A 16,876-nucleotide genomic window follows, 5' to 3' on the forward strand; every position below is an offset into this window, starting at 1 on the left:
AGCCGAATGGACGTTAAAGAACATAGGGTAAATCCGTTTATTCCGGGAGAGGGGGGCGTTACACTGTGCGCCGAACTTTAAGTAAACGGACCTGTTATGCGTATTCATATCCTTGGTATCTGCGGTACTTTTATGGGCGGGCTGGCCGTACTGGCACGCGCGCTGGGGCATGAAGTCACGGGCTCAGATGCCAATGTTTATCCGCCGATGAGCACACTGCTTGAAAAGCAAGGTATTGATTTAATTCAGGGATACGATCCTTCCCAACTCGATTCTGCGCCGGATCTGGTCATTATCGGCAACGCGATGACGCGCGGCAACGCCTGCGTGGAAGCGGTACTGGAGCGCAACATTCCTTACCTTTCCGGCCCGCAATGGCTGCATGACTTCGTGCTGCGCGACCGCTGGGTGCTGGCCGTCGCCGGAACGCACGGTAAAACCTCCACCGCAGGCATGTTGGCGTGGATTTTACAGGCCTGCGGTCTTGAACCGGGTTTCGTCATTGGCGGTGTGCCGGGAAACTTCGATGTATCGGCAACTTTAGGAAAAAGCCCATTCTTCGTGATTGAGGCTGATGAATACGACTGCGCGTTTTTCGACAAGCGCTCCAAATTCGTTCATTACTGCCCGCGCACGCTGATCCTCAATAACCTTGAATTCGATCATGCCGACATTTTTGACGATCTGCGTGCTATTCAGCGCCAGTTCCATCATCTGGTACGCATCGTGCCTGGGCAGGGCAAAATTTTACTGCCGGAAAACGACGCCAACCTGAAGCAGGTCATCGCGATGGGCTGCTGGAGCGAGCAGGAGAGCCTGGGTGAAGGCGGTCGCTGGCAGGCGAAAAAGCTGACCGCCGATGCTTCGCACTGGCACGTGTGGCTGGACGGCGAATGCGTGGCAGAGGTGAACTGGGCGTTGGTTGGCGAACACAACATGCATAACGGCATGATGGCAATCGCGGCAGCGCGCCACGTGGGCGTCAGGCCAGAAGATGCCGGCCGCGCGCTGAACGACTTTATTAATGCGCGGCGTCGCCTGGAACTTCGCGGCGAGGCCAACGGCGTAAAAGTGTATGACGACTTTGCGCACCATCCCACGGCGATCCTGGCCACGCTGACCGCCCTGCGCAGCAAAGTGGGCGGCACGGCGCGCATTCTGGCGGTGCTTGAACCGCGCTCAAACACCATGAAAATGGGCGTGAGTAAAGACGATTTGGCGCCTGCGCTGGCGCGCGCCGACGAGGTCTTTCTGCTTCAGCCGCACCATATTCCCTGGCAGGTTGCGGAAGTGGCGGATGCCTGCGTGCAGCCCGCGCACTGGAGCGCCGATGTTGATGCCCTGGCAGAGCGAGTAGTGAAAAGCGCGCAGCCCGGCGACACGATTTTAGTGATGAGCAACGGCGGGTTTGGTGGGATTCATCAGAAACTGCTGGACGGGTTGGCGAAACGGGCAGGAGTATAAAAAATAAGGCGGAGACTATCCGCCTTTTTTTTATCGGGCTTCGGCAAGCTCGCGCAGATATTGAAAAATCTGACGCCAGGCTTTCGGCGGTTTGCTGGCGGCTTTCTCTTTTTGTGCGTTACGGATCATCGCACGTAGCTGCTGGCGATCGGCGTCGGGATACAGATTCAACACCTCCGGCAGGGCGTCGTCACCCTGTTCAACCAGCCGGTCGCGCAGCATTTCCAGCTTGTGAAACAGCGCCACCTGCTGGTTATGACGGTTCTTCAGCTTATCCAGCGCCTGGCGGATCGGATCTTCATCACGCGAGCGCAGCATTTTGCCAATCAGCTGAAGCTGGCGGCGGCGTCCCTCTTTTTTGATCTTCTGCGCCAGTTCGATAGCCGCGCGCAGATCTTCATCCAGCGGGATCTTATCCAGCGAGGTTTTACTGAGATCGACCAGCTCTGCGCCAAGCCGCTTGAGCTCTTCCGCATCGCGTTTGATTTCACTTTTACTGACCCAGATAATCTCTTCGTCTTCTTCTTCTTCGTTATCCGGTACGTCATCGAGCCAGTCGTCGGGCTGCCTGGTCATAAAAGGCTCCTTAAAAAAGATGCCAATGTTAACAGGTTACTTCGCTACTGCGAAATTGTTCTCTGAGTCTGTTAGACTCAAACTATCTCACAGGCAAAATGAGTGCGTTATGTGCGATTGTCACCGGGCAGACAGCACTCACTAATTATATGGCAGGCCGATGAAATTACTCCCCCAGGTTGCAGAACAGCGTAAAATCCTTGAACAGGCGGTCGCGACAGCGCTCGACCTCGCGAAAGCCAATGCTGACGGCGCGGAAGTCGCGGTATCGAAAACCACTGGCATCAGCGTCAGCACGCGCTACGGCGAAGTGGAAAACGTTGAGTTCAACAGCGACGGCGCGCTCGGCATCACCGTTTATCAGCAAAACCGCAAGGGCAGCGCATCTTCAACCGATCTCAGCCCTGAAGCCATTAAACGTACCGTTCAGGCGGCAATCGACATCGCGCGGTACACCTCGCCCGATCCTTACGCTGGCGTTGCGGATCGTGAACTGCTGGCGTTCGAGGCGCCGGATCTGGATCTGTTTCATCCTGCCGATCTCGATCCTGACCGTGCTATCGAGCTGGCAGCCCGCGCGGAGCAGGCGGCGCTGAAATCCGACCCGCGCATCAGCAACACCGAAGGCGGCAGCTTTAACAGCCACGTCGGCGTACGCGTCTTTGGCAACAGTCATGGCATGATCCAGAGCTACGCCTCCAGCCGCCACTCGCTCTCCAGCAGCGTCATTGCCGGGGCGGAAGGCGACATGGAGCGCGACTACGCCTACACCATCGGCCGCGCAATTGACGATTTGAAATCGCCGGAATGGGTTGGCGAAGAGTGTGCCCGTCGCACGCTTTCACGCCTTTCGCCGCGTAAGCTCTCCACCATGAAGGCGCCGGTTCTCTTTGCTGCCGAAGTCGCAACCGGGCTGTTTGGTCACCTGGTGGGGGCCATCAGCGGCGGCAGCGTGTACCGCAAATCAACCTTTTTGCTCGAAGAGATGGGCCAGCAGATCCTGCCGGCGTGGCTGACTATTCAGGAGCAGCCGCACCTGCTGAAAGGATTAGCGTCTTCACCGTTTGACAGCGAAGGCGTCAAAACGCATCAGCGCGATATTATTAAAGACGGCGTGCTGCAAACCTGGCTGTTGACCAACTATTCGGCGCGCAAACTGGGTTTACAGAGCACCGGCCACGCGGGCGGTATCCATAACTGGCGTATCAACGGCCAGGGCGACAGCTTTGAACAACTGCTGAAAAAGATGGGCACGGGCCTGGTGGTCACTGAACTGATGGGGCAGGGCGTCAGCGGCATCACCGGCGACTACTCGCGCGGTGCGGCGGGCTTTTGGGTGGAAAACGGCGAGATCCAGTATCCGGTAAGCGAAATTACTATCGCCGGCAACCTGAAAGAGATGTGGCGAAACATGGTTACCGTCGGCAGCGACATTGAGACCCGCAGCAATATCCAGTGTGGTTCGGTGCTGCTGCCGGAAATGAAAATCGCCGGACAGTAAATTTTCATCCATAGTAAAAGGGCGGTCTTTTTGACCGCCTTTTTTTATGCTTTTTATTCAAAAAATAATAAGGAACCGAGCAATGCGTAAAACACTGTTGGTCATGTTCACCACCACGCTGCTATGTACCAGTATTCCGGCGCTGGCCAGTCTGGAAGATGATATGGATATGCTGAAAGGCGGTCTGCGTACCGTGATGAAATCGGATGATGCCGGAGAGATAAAAAAAGCGCTGACCGATATGCGTTCGGCGGCGGAAGATGCCAAAACGCAGACGCCGGACAAGCTCAAAGGTCAGCCAGCCGACAGCGCTCAAATGAAAGATTTCCGCGCCGGTCTTGATACGCTGCTCGGGCAAATTGATTCAAGTCTGAAGCTGGCGGAGGCGGGCGATGTGGCTGGCGCGAAGGCAGAAGCCAAAAAATTTGCTGATACGCGTGATGCCAATCACAAAAAATTTCGCTAAAGGTAACGGGTCCGGCCGGACCCTTTTATCGGGATGTTAATCATATTCACTTATCTTTAAATAGCGTGAAAATATTGTCGTTTTTATATTAATAACTGCCGCAGATGCCTGATATGGCTGATGCCATTATATTTTTTACTGTGCTTTATTTATCATTTAATAATACGTCAGATAAGTTTTTCCTCTGTAATCCTTTCTTTTTGAATCATTATTCATTGAAAAATCACTTTTAAATGCATGGACTTAGCATAATTAAATGCAGAATTGTGATATCTCTCGCATTTCCTCTCTCTGCATGCACAAATTAACGATTTTGTGGCACAGATCGCATTCCATCTGTCTGTTTCCACTTTGAAACGGAAAAAGTCGTTCTACACAGTCAGGCTTCAGAACGTTAATTTGATGACATCAGAAATTAATGGCCTTTTGTGCCAGCACTATGACGAGGTTCGTAACGTGGAAAATGGAGCGGTATCGGTGAGTACGGCTAACGAGGAACAGGCTATTCAGGCGTTGGCGGATCGCGTAATGGGTCAGATCGCCACGCTTTTTGCTACAAAAGAGATCCATCCCAACGCGGTGCAGCAGCAGATGCTGACCTCGCACGTTAAGGCGATGGCGCTGCGTTCCATCACCGGCGAGCCGCTGCCGGAAGTGGAAGCGGAGCTGTTTGAGGATATCTCTTCTGACTCCATGTCACTGGCGCAGCAGGTGGTCGATCTGTTTGGCAATCTGCCACAAGAAGAGGCCTGGCTATTGTCGGTCCATTTTGAAGTCGCAAAAGAGAACGCCTGATAGTCACGCAATTACGCAGTTATTTTTCAACAAATTAAGGAATAGAACATGTCTCAGGTCATCGTAGTGATTGGCGATCGTTTAGGTAAAGGCCAGAAGGTTGCCGCAGGCGTTGAAAAAGCGGGCGGCAAAGCGATTGTCGTACCGGGCGTGGCGGCGGATATGAAGCTGGGCGACGTCATGAAGGCGGAAAACGCCTCTTTCGGCATCTCTTTCTGCGGCAGCGGCGGCGCAGGCGCAATCACCGCGCAGAACAAACACGGCTATAAAGCGAAATACGGCATGCGCTCCATTGAAGAAGGCGTCACGGCCATCAATGAAGGCGCGCTCGCGCTGGGCTTTGGCTTTATGGATAAAGAAGAGCTGGGCGAGCGTCTGGTGCAGGCCTGGAACAAGAAGCACGGCGGCTGACCGATGAAGGAGCAATTCACCACCACGGTGAACGTCAGCGGCAAGGGCGAGAGCAAAGCGCGCGCTTTTGCCGATGCGCTGAGCCGGGTACAAAACACGCTACTGAAATCCACCAACAAAGTACTGCTTCGCATTGAACCTCAGGATGTGAAAGTGGTTCGGGCGCAGGAGAGCGTCAGAAAAGAGAAGTTTCTTTTCTTTTTTCTGGCGAGAGAGCGACGGAGTTACAGCGTTGAGCTGGATATTACCGTCAACGTGAGCGTAATCGACGCTGATAAGGTCGATTTCGACGCGCAATAAAGCACTGCCCTTCGGGGCAGCAATAACCACGATTTAAAAACGTTGGCGTAAGCCTGAAAGGAAAGACTAATGTTTTTAATTATTTTATTAAAATCGCTCATTATTGGCGGCTTTGTCGGCGTGGGCGTAGGCGCGGGTGCCGCGCGTATGTTTCATGCACCAACGACGCAGGGCATGGGCGCATTTCGTACACTGGGTGAGCTGAATTCCTGTGAGGGCGATCCCGCTTCTCACTTCTCGTTCGGCCTGGGCTTCTTTTTTAACGCATGGGCGTCTTCCGTGGCGGCGGGTTCCTTCACGCAGGACGTTGACCACCGCATTATCCCGCACTGGGGCGCCGCCGCGTTAATGGTGAAAAACCGAAACGTGGCTGAAACGTTGCACAATCCGAAGAAAATGGCGATCGCCTGCGGCATCATCGGCATGATCGTCGTTGCCTTCCTCAACTCCACCGCGTCTGCCGTTCCTGCCGCGCTACAGGTTACCGCCGTTAAGGTGCTGGTGCCTGCCGCAAACCTGCTGGTCAACACCGTGATGCCGGTTATCTTCTGGCTGGCGGCGATCGACGCCGGTAAGAAATCGGGCTTCTGGGCCACCATTTTCGGCGGCCTGGCGCAGCTGATTATGGGCAATGCCGTACCGGGTCTGGTGCTGGGTATTCTGATTGGTAAAGGCGTTGAGGAGAGCGGCTGGAACAAAGTGACCAAAATCATGATGGTGGCTATTGTTCTGCTGTTTGTGTTGAGCGGCTTCTTCCGCGGCTTTGACATGAAAATGCTGCAATCCTTCCAGCTTGGCGTGCCTGGCTGGCTGGAGATGATTCATAACTCCCTGAGCGGCAAATAAGAGGACAATGAAAATGGAAGAAACCAATAAAGGGTTCTGGTATGCCGACTGGTCGTTCCCGATCTTCGTCGGTCTGCTCTCCGCAGGCGTGTTTGCGGGTACGCACATGTACTACGTTTACGGCCTCGGCGCGTTTAACGAAGTCGCTTTCGTCTCCATGCTGCGTGCAGGAATGGAAACCGGTGTGTACGGTGCGGTCGCGGCCTTCGGCGCCAGCTTCCTGTTTGCCCGTATTATCGAAGGTTCGCTGGTGGGAATTCTCGATATCGGCGGTGCCATCCAGACCGGCGTCGGCCTGGGCGTGCCCGCGCTGCTGCTCGGCGCAGGCATTGTCTTTCCCGTGGCAAACTTCGCCGCTTCACTGGTCACCGGACTGGCGATCGGCGTGGCCATTGGCTATGTGATCATTCTGGCGCGTAAGTTCACCATCAACAACAGCGACTCCACCTACGGCGCTGACGTGATGATGGGCGCAGGTAATGCGTCTGGCCGCTTCCTGGGGCCGTTGATTATCCTCTCCGCCATGACGGCTTCCATTCCGATCGGCTTAGGTTCGCTGCTGGGCGCGCTGGCGTTCTATCTCTGGAACAAGCCGATTACCGGCGGCGCTATTCTTGGCGCCATGCTGCTGGGCGCATTTTTCCCGGTAGCCCTCTGATGTAACGGCGGCCTGCTCTCCCTGAGCTGGCCGCTCTGACGGACGCCGCTGGCGTCCGGTTCTACAGGAGTCTGCAATGTTTGACCTCATTATTCGCCGGGCGCGTCTTGCTGACGGCAGCCTGACTGATATCGCTATTCATGACGGTAAAATTGCCGCCCTGGGCGACGTACAGGGTGCAGCGATCCGGGAACGCGACCTCGAAGGGCGCTACTGGCTGAGCGCGGGATGGATTGATTCTCACGTTCACTGCTATCCCAAATCGCCGATTTATCACGATGAAGCCGACCGAATCGGCGTCTACACCGGCGTGACCACCGTGGTCGATGCCGGCAGTACTGGCGCGGACGATATCGATGACTTTTATGAAATTACCCGTGCCGCCAGCACACGGGTTTACGCGCTGCTGAATATTGCCCGCACCGGCATCGTGACGCAAAACGAGCTGGCGGACATGAACCAGATCGACAAGGTTGGCGTGCGTGATGCGGTTCAGCGTCTGCCGGGTTTTATTATTGGCATCAAAGCACGCATGAGCAGCAGCGTGGTGGGCGAGAACGGTATTCAGCCGCTGCTGCGGGCTAAAGAGATCCAGCATGAGAACGACGATCTGCCGCTGATGGTGCATATCGGCAATAACCCGCCGGATCTCGATGAGATAGCCGATCTGCTGAGCAGCGGCGACATCATTACCCACTGCTACAACGGCAAGCCTAATCGCATTCTGACCCCTGCGGGTGAACTGCGCGCGTCAATTACCCGCGCGCTCAAGCGCGGCGTGCGGCTGGACGTAGGGCACGGCACCGCCAGCTTCAGTTTTGAGGTGGCGCGCGTCGCCATCGCGCAGGGCATTCTGCCACATACCATCAGCTCTGATATTTACTGCCGCAATCGCATGAACGGCCCGGTTTACACGCTGGCGCACGTGATGTCCAAATTCTTCAGCGTTGGCATGACGCTGCCGCAGATTATTGACTGCGTCACCCACCAGGCCGCCGACGGCCTGCGTTTGCACGGCAAGGGACGGCTTGAGCCAGGCGCCGACGCCGACCTGACCATTTTTGACGTCAAAGAAGAATCTTGTCTGTTTATCGACTCCGAAGGGCAGTCGGTCAGCGGTGAGAAACAGCTAATGCCGCTGGCGGCTGTGGTGGCCGGACAGTGGTTTATTACCGACGAAGGGAAAAAGCATCATGTCTTCGATTTATGAAAAATATGACCTCAAGCAGGTCATCAACGCCTCCGGCCGCATGACCATTCTTGGCGTCTCCACGCCGAGCGCTGATGTGGTCGACTCGGTGAAATACGGTCTGAACCACTATTTTGAGATCAAGGATCTGGTCAACAAAACCGGCGCCTGGATCGCGAACCTGTTGGGCTGCGAAGATGCGGTCGTGGTTTCCTGCGCCTCTGCCGGGATCGCGCAGTCGGTCGCTGCCGTCATTGTGAAAGATAACGACTGGCTGCTGGAAAACCTGCACGCCGCGCCGCTGATTGTGCCGCACGATATTGTGGTGCCGAAAGGACACAACGTGAACTTCGGCGCGCCGGTGGGCACCATGGTCGCCATGGGCGGCGGCCGTCTGGTGGAGGCAGGCTATGCGAATGAATGCTCGCCGGAACAACTTTCGGCCGCAGTCACCCCGCAGACCGCCGCCATTCTCTATATCAAGTCGCACCACTGCGTGCAGAAAAGCCACCTCAGCGTTGAGCAGGCGGCGGGCGTCGCACGCAAGCACGGCGTGCCGTTGATTGTGGATGCGGCAGCAGAAGAAGATTTGCAGTGCTACTACCAGTACGGTGCGGATCTGGTTATCTACAGCGGCGCAAAAGCGATTGAGGGGCCAACCAGCGGCCTGGTAATGGGCCGTAAACAGTATGTTGAGTGGGTGAAACGTCAGTCGCTCGGCATTGGTCGCGCCATGAAGGTCGGCAAAGAGGGCATCCTTGGCCTGACCCAGGCGATTGAAAACTATCTGGTGCAGGAGAAAGTCTCCGGCGCGAAGATGGTGGAAAAAATGACGCCGTTTATCGACAGCCTCAATTCGCTCAACGGCATCAGCGCGCGCGTGGTGTGGGATGCGGCGGGGCGCGATATTGCGCGTGCCGAGATCCATTTCGATGAAGCGGTTATCGGCCATACCACTGGCGAGGTGGTACAGGCGCTCAAAACCGGTGATATCGCTATTTATTTCCGCGGCTACAAAGCCAACGAAGGCATTGTTGAAGTTGACGTGCGCAGCGTGTCGCCAGATCAGTTAATGACGATTTTCATTTGCATTAAGGCCTTGTTGGCAGGAGAGAAATAAGCATGACGCTGAACCCGAAATTTTATCAGGACCGCGTGTGCCTGAACGTGCTGGCCGGTTCGAAAGAGAATGCCCGCGAAATCTGGCAGGCGGCGGAAGGGCACGTGCTGGTTGGCGTACTGTCCAAAAACTACGACAGCGTTGAAAGCGCGGTTGCCGACATGCGCGAATACGCCGCACTGATCGACAATGCGCTTTCGGTCGGTCTGGGGGCAGGCGATCCTAACCAGTCGGCGATGGTCAGCGCCATCTCGGCGCAGATCCAACCGCAGCACGTCAACCAGGTCTTTACCGGCGTGGCAACCAGCCGCGCGCTGCTGGGCCAGAGCCAGACAGTGGTCAACGGACTGATTTCGCCAACCGGCACGCCGGGCCAGGTAAAAATCTCCACCGGCCCGCTCAGTTCGAAAGCCAGCGACGGCATCGTGCCGATTGAAACCGCCATCGCCCTGTTGAAAGACATGGGCGGCAGTTCGGTCAAATACTTCCCGATGGGCGGCCTGAAGGCAATCGACGAATTCAAAGCCGTTGCCAAAGCCTGCGCTGAACAGGATTTCTGGCTGGAGCCAACCGGCGGTATCGACCTGGAAAACTACGAAGCCATCCTGAAAATCGCGCTGGACGCGGGCGTCAGCAAAATCATTCCGCACATCTACAGCTCAATCATTGATAACGCCTCCGGCAATACGCGCCCGGCCGACGTCAGTACGCTGTTATCCATGACAAAAAAACTGCTTGGCTAAGCACTCCGCGGCGGGCATCCTGCCCGCCGTTTTCAGCTCCTGCGAGGAACAACTATGCGTAACTGGTCTTTTGCAGTCTCTTTTGCTCTGATGGCGGCAACGCCCCTGGCCGCTCAGGCGCAGTTTGCCTGGGTTGGTACCTATAATCCTAACGGCGAAGGCGTCTATCGCTTTCAGGTCAATCCACAGTCCGGCGCGCTTAGCGAAAAAACGCTGGTCAGCCGTCTGGCAAACCCGGCTCAGCTGACTGTGGATGCCGCCGGGAAAACGCTTTATGTCGCCAGCGAGAGTGAAAAAGGCCTGGTTGCCGCCTACGCGGTTGGCGCAGACGGCGGCCTGACCTTGCTCAATCAGGTCAGTTCGCAGGGCGCCGGGCCGGTTTATCTGACGCTGACGCCGGACGGCAAATTCCTGCTGGTGGCGAATTATGTCAGCGGCAGTAAGGCCGTCCTGCCGGTTCTGGCCGATGGACGACTTGCCGAGGCCAGCGACGTGCAGCAGGATAAAGGGCCGGCCGGCGCAGCCAGACCCGCTGCGGCCGCAGAAGGCAGCTTTGCCATCAGCGATCACAACGGGCCGCACGCGCATATGATCGCCGCCGATCCCAGCGGTAAGTTTGTTTTTTCAACCGACTTAGGCCTGGACCGCATTTATCAATACCGGCTTGATCGTAACGGCATGCTTACGCCAAACGATCCTGCATGGATTGAGGCCTCTTCCGCAGGCGCCGGTCCAAGGCACTTTGTTTTTCATCCTGACGGAAAGTCGCTCTGGCTGATTAACGAAGAGGCATCGACGCTGACGCACTACCTGCTCAACAGAGCGACCGGACGGCTGACCGAAGGCGCGACGGTTTCTGCACTGCCTGCCGGATATAAAGGCACCAGCTTTGCGGCCGGACTGGTGATTGACCGGGCAGGGAAAAATCTCTATGTCGCTAACCGTTTACATAACAGCATCGCGCATTTTGCTATTGAGCCCAACGGCGCGCTGAGCCATAAAGATGATATCTGGACGCGCGGTGACTATACGCGCACGCTGACGCTGTCGCCTGATGGAAAAACGCTTTACGCCATGAACCAGCGCAGCGATAACATCACGCGATTTGACGTGGATGCGCAGAGCGGCGCACTCTCTTTCAGCAATGATTATACGGCGGTGGGTGCACCGTCACAGATGGTACTGACGCCATAAAATACGTAAAGTGGGCCGTAACGTTCGGCCCCAATAATATCAGGAAGAAAAGTGAGATTTCCGAACCAGCGGCTTGCACAGCTGTTTGATTTACTGCAAAAAGAGACGTTGCCCCAGGACGAACTGGCGCGACGTTTTGACGTTTCAACACGCACCGTACGCACGGACATCACCGCGCTTAACGAACTGTTGGCCGATCACGGTGCGCGCTTCGTGCTCAGCCGCGGCGAAGGCTATCAGCTCAAGGTCGAGGATGCCGCGCGCTACAGCCAGCTACTGCATCAGTCGCCTTCGCATCTGCGCGTGCCGCGCACCTCTGCCGCACGCGTGCATTATCTGCTGACCCGTTTTCTCACCTCAGCCTTCTCTCTGCGACTGGAAGATCTGGCAGACGAGTGGTTTGTCAGTCGCGCTACGTTGCAAAGCGACATGGCTGAGGTGAGAGAGTGGCTCAATCGCTACCAACTGACGATTGAAACCAAGCCGCGTTACGGCATGAAGCTGTTCGGGAGCGAAGTTGCGATCCGTACCTGCCTGACCGATCTGCTTTATCAGGTGGCACAGGAGGACAGTGACGATCCGCTTTTGACGCTGGAAGCGCTGAACAGCGGCATGCTGGAGACGCTCCAGCCGCTGCTGCACCCGTGCTTTACCCGCTTTGCCATTCGCCTGACTGATGACAGCGAATTTTACCTGCGGCTTTACTGTGCCGTGGCCGTGCGTCGCATCAGCGAAGGCTATCCGCTTTCGGACTTCATCGCCGACGACGTTGATGAAGACGTAAGAAGCGCCGCTCGTCATATCATCAATTTGATGCGGCCCATTACCGGAAAAGCGATATCGCCTTCGGAAGAGTCCTATCTGCGGGTCAATATCGCGGCACGGCGCATTGAAGAGATTGCGCCAAGCGCCATCAGCCCTGACGATGGCGATTCGCTGGTGGACTATATCCTCAGCTACGTTAATACCCACTACAATTTCAACCTGCAAAACGATCCCCAATTGCGCGCCGACCTGCTGACGCACATCAAAACGATGATCACCCGCGTGCGCTATCAAATTAATATTCCCAATCCGCTGCTGGGCAATATTAAGCAGCACTATCCGCTGGCGTACGACGTGACGCTGGCGGCGGTATCAAGCTGGGGAAAATACACGCCTTATGTGATCAGTGAAAACGAAATTGGCTTTCTGGTGTTGCATATTGGCGTCGGGCTGGAGCGCCACTACAACGTGGGCTATCAGCGGCATCCGCAGATTCTACTGGTCTGCGATACCGGCAACTCAACGGTGCGCATGATCCAGGCGCTGTTGATGCGTAAGTATCCGCAGATTGTGGTCAGCAATATTGTTTCGCTGCGCGAGTACGAACAGCTTGAGAGCATTGACGAGGATTTTGTTATCTCTACCGCGCGCCTCAGCGAAAAAGATAAACCTGTCGTGCTGATGTCGCCATTTCCTACCGACTATCAGCTGGAGCAGATCGGTAAGCTGGTGCTGGTCGATCGCACCCGGCCTTATATGCTGGAGAAGTTTTTCGACGCCAGCCATTTCTGTATTATCGATGGGCCGATGGCGCAGTCCGATCTCTTCAGGACGCTGTGCAATCGCCTTGAGCAGGAGGGCGTGGTCGATGACGCTTTCTATCCATCGGTCGAGGAGCGCGAAGCGATAGTCAGTACCATGCTGGGCGAGGGCATTGCGCTGCCGCATTCGCTGGGGCTGTTGGCAAAAAAAACCGTCGTCTATACCGTGCTGGCGCCGCAGGGCATCGCCTGGGGAGATGAAACGGCGTACGTTATCTTTCTGCTGGCGATCAGCAAAACCGAATATGAAGAGGCGATGGCGATTTACGATCTGTTCGTCACCTTTATGCGGGAAAGGGCGATGACGCGCCTGCGCGACAGTCAGGATTTTGAGAGCTTTAAAGCGGTGGCGATGGATTGCCTGAGCAGGCTTTAGAGAGGCATGACCGCCCGCGCTGTCAGACGCGGGCGGCACTTCACTTATTTCAAGGTGGTAAAGGCGGTGGTAACGTGCTTAACGCCGCTTACCCGACTGGCGATGTCCGCCGCCGCTTTCGCTTCCTGATCGGTGACCAGCCCCAGCAGGAACACTTCACCGTTTTCGGTGGTGACTTTCACATTAGACGACTTCACCTGATCGCTCGACAGCAGTTGCGAACGCACCTTGGTAGTGATCCAGGTATCGGAAGAAGCGGTGCCAAAACTGGCTTTGTCGCCGGTGCGGATCTCATTATAGACTTCCGTTGCGCCATCCACGCCCATCGTTATCTGCTTCGCGCGGCTTGCCAGTTCAGCGTTTGGCGACTGGCCGGTCAGCAACACTTTGCCCTGATAGGCGGTTGCCACGATATGCGCATCTTTTTTAATCTGCTCATCTTTTGATAACGCGTTGCTGACGCGCAGTTCTAATGTGCCGTCGTCAACCTGCGTACCCACCGTACGCGGATCGGTAGCGGTTTTAGTCGCCACCGCAGCGCTGCCAACCACCGCCGCGACGCAGCCCTGTAACATCAGCGCAGTAAGCACGACCGCAAGTGCGGAAAATAATTTCATTTAAGCTCCTTTAAGCATCCTGATGGGGAAATAAGGTGTTATCGATTAAATCGCACAGGCAATTTACGGTTAACATATGCATTTCCTGAATCCTCGCGCTTCGGTGCGAAGGAATACGAATTTCCACATCCTGTGGCCCCAGTAAACCGGCGAGTTCGCCGCCATCATAGCCGGTAAGCGCGATAATTGTCATATCGCGTGTTACGGCTGCTTCAACGGCCTTCACAATATCACGCGTGTTGCCGCGCGTTGAGATGGCCAGAAGAATGTCGCCAGCCTGACCCAGTGCCCGTACCTGTTTCGCGTAGATTTCATCATGCAGGCGATCGTTGCCGATGGCCGTTAGCATCACGTTATCCGCGCTGAGCGCAATGGCCGGCAGGCTGGGCCGCTCGCTTTCGTAGCGATTAATCAGGATGGCGGCAAAATGCTGAGCGTTGGCGCTTGAGGCGCCGTTGCCGCAGCAGAGTATTTTGTTGCCGTTGAGCAGCGACTGCACAAGCGCGATCGCCGCGCGGGATATCGCATCCGGTAACGCCTCGGCCGCCGCAATTTGGGTTTGAATACTTTCGGTAAAACAGACTTTTATTCTTTCCAGCACATCTCTCACCTGGTCAGTCACTGGCGGAAAAGTATTCCGCCGAAAAAGCATTGGGTAACCACTCGACCTGGTTTCCGGTCATGGCTACGACGTCAAAGCGGCAGTCAGCAGTATCAACGCTGAGGCCGCGTCCGCTCAGCCACAGCGAGGCGGCTTGCAACAGCTTACGCTGTTTGCTGCGGGTGACGCTTGCCGCCGCGCCGCCAAACAGCGCATTGCGGCGATAGCGAACTTCAACAAAAACCCAGGTCTGCGCATCGCGCATAATCAGGTCGATTTCGCCGCTGCGATAGCGCACGTTGGCGGCGATAAAGCTGAGCCCTGCGCGTTCCAGCAGACGGCGCGCCTGGCGTTCAAAACCCGCGCCAGCCTGTTGCCGGCTCAGGAGGCCGGAACGATTTGCCCCTGGCGGTACTGGTTCCATGTCAACGTCCTGTTGATAACGCAATCCTGATTGGCGCTCAGCTCGCCCGTTTCGCCGCGAATATGCGCACCCGGCGTCTGGCGCATTTCGTTAAAGCGATTCGCCAGCGTCCAGGCGTCCACACCCATCGCGTACAGGCGCACCAGCGAGTAATCATTGTTGAAATTACGCGCGGCCTGCTGCATCAGCGAGGGATTATCGCCGGACAATAGCGGAATATCGCTGAACTGTAAGCCTTCCATTTCAAGACGATAGTCCTGACCTGCACCCGCCTGGTAGCTGCGCGAACTGGCATACATCTGTACCTGGCTGCGGCTGCTGACGCGCATTGAGAGCATGGGCTTAATCAGCGCCATCTCGCTCTGTGAACCGATAATATAAACAGAGTCCACGCTGCTGCCAGCAGAGGAGGCGGGCGTATCCTGCACCGGCGCCGGAATAGTCAGGCCGGCGATGGAAACATCCTGAGGCTGCTGCGACGGTGCCGCAATCGGCGTTCCCGTCAGGCTGAGGCCCGCGCCGCTGTTAATTCCCTGCTTCAGTTCCGCCGTTGAGCCAAACTGCTGTTGCAGCACGGTGTTGCCGCCCAGCGTTTGCCATTCAGCGGCAAAGGTTTTGCTGACACGAGCGCCCAATGCGTTGCGTGGCACAATCAGCAGCGGCGAACGTTTGCCCTGATCCCACATATGATGAGCGGCATCGCGCGCTTCGTCTTCAGGAGAAAGCGCAAAATAGCAAAGATTCGGACGGTTCTGGACGGTTTCCGGCGTGTTCAGCGCAAGGATATTAAGCGGCGTCTGAATATCAGCCAGCTTCTCAACGTTACCTTTGATCAGTGGGCCGACTACCAGCGTTGCACCATCCTGCTGTGCTTTAGCCAGTACCTGATCGACAGGCTGGGTGCTGGTGTCATAGACCTGAACCTGTGTTGAGCTGGCGGCCGGCGCGGTTTGCGCCGATGCGCTGCTCTGCGCCACCGGCTGCGCGGAGGCTGTCTGCGGCGCTTCAACGGGCGCAGCGGACGGGCTGACCGCCGCATCCGGGTTAGCAGGAGAATCGTTGGCTGGCGCGGCGGCCTCAACGGGCTGCGCGGCAGGCTGGGCCAGCGCGCCGTTTTTCGCATCGTTAAAGCCTTTCTGGATGGCGTTAGCAAAGGCCTGGGCCTGGCCGCTCAGCGGCAACAGCAGCGCGATTTTATTGGTTGATGACGGCTGGAAATTTTGAATCTGACTCAGCGCCGAAGGCAACATTTTTGCGCCGGGATTGACCGGATAACGCTTCTGCCAGTCGCTGATGCCTGCCTTAAGCATGTCAGCATCGCTGCCGTTGGCTTTATAGATATTCAGCAGATCCAGCCATCCCTGAAGCGTGTTCTCATCGGCGTTGATAACCAGGTTGTTGACCTGCTCTGGCGTCATCTGCACCAGCGCCTGCCACGTGGCATCAATATTTTTCTGTTTATCGGCAGGCTGCGACAGCAGCGGCTCCTGCGCGATCAACGCGCGCAGGAGATCCAGCCCGCGGCTGGTGGCGATCAACAGCTGGTTGTAGCGAACCTGCTGCTCTTTGGATAGCGACTCTGTATCAATTTGCCTGAGCAGCGCGTTGGCACCGGTGATGTCCTGCTGCGCGATTTTAAGCTGTGCTGCAAGCAGTCGGCTCTCCTGACGCTGAGTGTCGTTCAGGTTTTGCGGCAGTTTTGCAAACTGATCGTTGGCCTGCGGGAACTTTCCTTCCTTAAGAAACGCCCGGATGGCAAGTAATTGCCAGTCAACCTTGTTATCATCAGCGCTTTGCTGCATCTGTTGCAGATAGTAGTCGGATGTGCCCGTCGCCGCGCCCTGCACGTTAACGGCGGGTGTTTGCGGCGCCTGGTTGGTACACCCGGCGAAAATCAGGGCGGCCAGTAATACAGGCACGTAGCGTCCTGCTTTGTTATGAGTGACTTTCAAAGGAAGCATACTCGGTCCAGTAATGTTTTTTCAGGATGCTCAATATTAAATCGGCAA

18 protein-coding genes are annotated in these 16,876 nt (G+C 56.2%); 13 read left to right on the forward strand and 5 right to left on the reverse strand.

The window, feature by feature from the left end; all coding sequences use genetic code 11:
• Positions 1-96 precede the first annotated feature (96 nt).
• Positions 97-1,464: a UDP-N-acetylmuramate:L-alanyl-gamma-D-glutamyl-meso-diaminopimelate ligase gene (gene mpl, locus FA91_RS01180; protein ID WP_034911784.1), complete on the forward strand. Its 1,368-nt coding sequence runs from the start codon at positions 97-99 to the stop codon at positions 1,462-1,464.
• A 30-nt stretch (positions 1,465-1,494) separates the two neighbouring features.
• Here the strand turns inward: mpl and yjgA are convergent, their stop codons facing one another.
• Complete coding sequence (gene yjgA / locus FA91_RS01185; RefSeq protein WP_034911786.1) at positions 1,495-2,040, reverse strand: ribosome biogenesis factor YjgA; 546 nt, start codon at positions 2,038-2,040, stop codon at positions 1,495-1,497.
• Between the two features lie 160 nt (positions 2,041-2,200).
• Between yjgA and pmbA the strand changes: the two genes are divergently transcribed.
• The 12 genes from pmbA (at position 2,201) to FA91_RS01245 (ending at position 13,225) form a co-directional block, all read left to right on the forward strand.
• Positions 2,201-3,541 (forward strand): metalloprotease PmbA, encoded by a 1,341-nt coding sequence (gene pmbA, locus FA91_RS01190; protein ID WP_034911789.1) that lies wholly within the window; start codon positions 2,201-2,203, stop codon positions 3,539-3,541.
• An 82-nt stretch (positions 3,542-3,623) separates the two neighbouring features.
• Positions 3,624-4,007 (forward strand): cytochrome b562, encoded by a 384-nt coding sequence (gene cybC / locus FA91_RS01195; protein ID WP_034911792.1) that lies wholly within the window; start codon positions 3,624-3,626, stop codon positions 4,005-4,007.
• Positions 4,008-4,409: 402 nt separating this feature from the next.
• Positions 4,410-4,802 (forward strand): glycine dehydrogenase, encoded by a 393-nt coding sequence (locus tag FA91_RS01200; RefSeq protein ID WP_152601355.1) that lies wholly within the window; start codon positions 4,410-4,412, stop codon positions 4,800-4,802.
• A gap of 48 nt (positions 4,803-4,850) precedes the next feature.
• Positions 4,851-5,213: an SFCGS family glycine-rich protein gene (locus FA91_RS01205; RefSeq protein WP_034911802.1), complete on the forward strand. Its 363-nt coding sequence runs from the start codon at positions 4,851-4,853 to the stop codon at positions 5,211-5,213.
• A gap of 3 nt (positions 5,214-5,216) precedes the next feature.
• The gene (locus FA91_RS01210) at positions 5,217-5,513 is read left to right on the forward strand and encodes a DUF4312 family protein (protein WP_034911805.1); all 297 of its coding nucleotides are present in this window, start codon (positions 5,217-5,219) and stop codon (positions 5,511-5,513) included.
• A gap of 69 nt (positions 5,514-5,582) precedes the next feature.
• Positions 5,583-6,359, forward strand: coding sequence for a DUF4311 domain-containing protein (locus FA91_RS01215; protein ID WP_034911808.1), 777 nt, complete (start codon positions 5,583-5,585; stop codon positions 6,357-6,359).
• Between the two features lie 13 nt (positions 6,360-6,372).
• Positions 6,373-7,017 (forward strand): DUF4310 family protein, encoded by a 645-nt coding sequence (locus FA91_RS01220; RefSeq protein ID WP_034911810.1) that lies wholly within the window; start codon positions 6,373-6,375, stop codon positions 7,015-7,017.
• 76 nt (positions 7,018-7,093) lie between these two features.
• Positions 7,094-8,227, forward strand: coding sequence for an amidohydrolase/deacetylase family metallohydrolase (locus FA91_RS01225; RefSeq protein WP_034911813.1), 1,134 nt, complete (start codon positions 7,094-7,096; stop codon positions 8,225-8,227).
• Positions 8,211-9,326 (forward strand): DgaE family pyridoxal phosphate-dependent ammonia lyase, encoded by a 1,116-nt coding sequence (locus FA91_RS01230; protein ID WP_034911818.1) that lies wholly within the window; start codon positions 8,211-8,213, stop codon positions 9,324-9,326. The genes FA91_RS01225 and FA91_RS01230 overlap by 17 nt, the downstream gene beginning before the upstream one ends.
• Before the next feature lie 2 nt (positions 9,327-9,328).
• Positions 9,329-10,069 (forward strand): KDGP aldolase family protein, encoded by a 741-nt coding sequence (locus FA91_RS01235; protein ID WP_034911820.1) that lies wholly within the window; start codon positions 9,329-9,331, stop codon positions 10,067-10,069.
• Between the two features lie 54 nt (positions 10,070-10,123).
• A complete protein-coding gene (locus FA91_RS01240) occupies positions 10,124-11,263 on the forward strand; it encodes a lactonase family protein (protein ID WP_034911823.1) in 1,140 nt (379 codons plus the stop codon).
• Between the two features lie 51 nt (positions 11,264-11,314).
• On the forward strand, positions 11,315-13,225 hold the full coding sequence (locus FA91_RS01245; protein WP_034911825.1) for a PRD domain-containing protein: 1,911 nt from the start codon (positions 11,315-11,317) through the stop codon (positions 13,223-13,225).
• A gap of 44 nt (positions 13,226-13,269) precedes the next feature.
• Here the strand turns inward: FA91_RS01245 and dolP are convergent, their stop codons facing one another.
• Genes dolP through FA91_RS01265 form a run of 4 tightly spaced genes read right to left on the reverse strand, consistent with a single transcriptional unit; the run spans position 13,270 to position 16,828 of the window.
• Positions 13,270-13,842 (reverse strand): division/outer membrane stress-associated lipid-binding lipoprotein, encoded by a 573-nt coding sequence (gene dolP / locus FA91_RS01250; RefSeq protein WP_034911828.1) that lies wholly within the window; start codon positions 13,840-13,842, stop codon positions 13,270-13,272.
• 10 nt (positions 13,843-13,852) lie between these two features.
• On the reverse strand, positions 13,853-14,443 hold the full coding sequence (diaA, locus tag FA91_RS01255; protein ID WP_034911831.1) for a DnaA initiator-associating protein DiaA: 591 nt from the start codon (positions 14,441-14,443) through the stop codon (positions 13,853-13,855).
• A 13-nt stretch (positions 14,444-14,456) separates the two neighbouring features.
• Complete coding sequence (locus FA91_RS01260; protein WP_034911834.1) at positions 14,457-14,867, reverse strand: YraN family protein; 411 nt, start codon at positions 14,865-14,867, stop codon at positions 14,457-14,459.
• A complete protein-coding gene (locus FA91_RS01265) occupies positions 14,825-16,828 on the reverse strand; it encodes a penicillin-binding protein activator (RefSeq protein WP_034911836.1) in 2,004 nt (667 codons plus the stop codon). Before FA91_RS01265 ends, FA91_RS01260 begins: the two co-directional genes overlap by 43 nt.
• Positions 16,829-16,876 lie beyond the last annotated feature (48 nt).

It is taken from the genome of Erwinia sp. 9145, from assembly GCF_000745075.1.
In the GTDB taxonomy this organism is placed as follows: domain Bacteria; phylum Pseudomonadota; class Gammaproteobacteria; order Enterobacterales; family Enterobacteriaceae; genus Erwinia; species Erwinia oleae.

Bases quoted from the DNA above. Each gene is read 5' to 3' on its own strand.
- FA91_RS01240 (WP_034911823.1), top strand. From the start codon at position 10,124: ATGCGTAACTGGTCTTTTGCAGTCTCTTTTGCTCTGATGGCGGCAACG.
- cybC (WP_034911792.1), top strand. From the start codon at position 3,624: ATGCGTAAAACACTGTTGGTCATGTTCACCACCACGCTGCTATGTACC.
- FA91_RS01225 (WP_034911813.1), top strand. From the start codon at position 7,094: ATGTTTGACCTCATTATTCGCCGGGCGCGTCTTGCTGACGGCAGCCTG.
- FA91_RS01260 (WP_034911834.1), bottom strand. From the start codon at position 14,867: ATGGAACCAGTACCGCCAGGGGCAAATCGTTCCGGCCTCCTGAGCCGG.
- FA91_RS01200 (WP_152601355.1), top strand. From the start codon at position 4,410: ATGACATCAGAAATTAATGGCCTTTTGTGCCAGCACTATGACGAGGTT.
- FA91_RS01265 (WP_034911836.1), bottom strand. From the start codon at position 16,828: ATGCTTCCTTTGAAAGTCACTCATAACAAAGCAGGACGCTACGTGCCT.
- pmbA (WP_034911789.1), top strand. From the start codon at position 2,201: ATGAAATTACTCCCCCAGGTTGCAGAACAGCGTAAAATCCTTGAACAG.
- dolP (WP_034911828.1), bottom strand. From the start codon at position 13,842: ATGAAATTATTTTCCGCACTTGCGGTCGTGCTTACTGCGCTGATGTTA.
- FA91_RS01205 (WP_034911802.1), top strand. From the start codon at position 4,851: ATGTCTCAGGTCATCGTAGTGATTGGCGATCGTTTAGGTAAAGGCCAG.
- mpl (WP_034911784.1), top strand. From the start codon at position 97: ATGCGTATTCATATCCTTGGTATCTGCGGTACTTTTATGGGCGGGCTG.
- FA91_RS01215 (WP_034911808.1), top strand. From the start codon at position 5,583: ATGTTTTTAATTATTTTATTAAAATCGCTCATTATTGGCGGCTTTGTC.
- FA91_RS01220 (WP_034911810.1), top strand. From the start codon at position 6,373: ATGGAAGAAACCAATAAAGGGTTCTGGTATGCCGACTGGTCGTTCCCG.
- FA91_RS01235 (WP_034911820.1), top strand. From the start codon at position 9,329: ATGACGCTGAACCCGAAATTTTATCAGGACCGCGTGTGCCTGAACGTG.
- yjgA (WP_034911786.1), bottom strand. From the start codon at position 2,040: ATGACCAGGCAGCCCGACGACTGGCTCGATGACGTACCGGATAACGAA.
- FA91_RS01230 (WP_034911818.1), top strand. From the start codon at position 8,211: ATGTCTTCGATTTATGAAAAATATGACCTCAAGCAGGTCATCAACGCC.
- FA91_RS01210 (WP_034911805.1), top strand. From the start codon at position 5,217: ATGAAGGAGCAATTCACCACCACGGTGAACGTCAGCGGCAAGGGCGAG.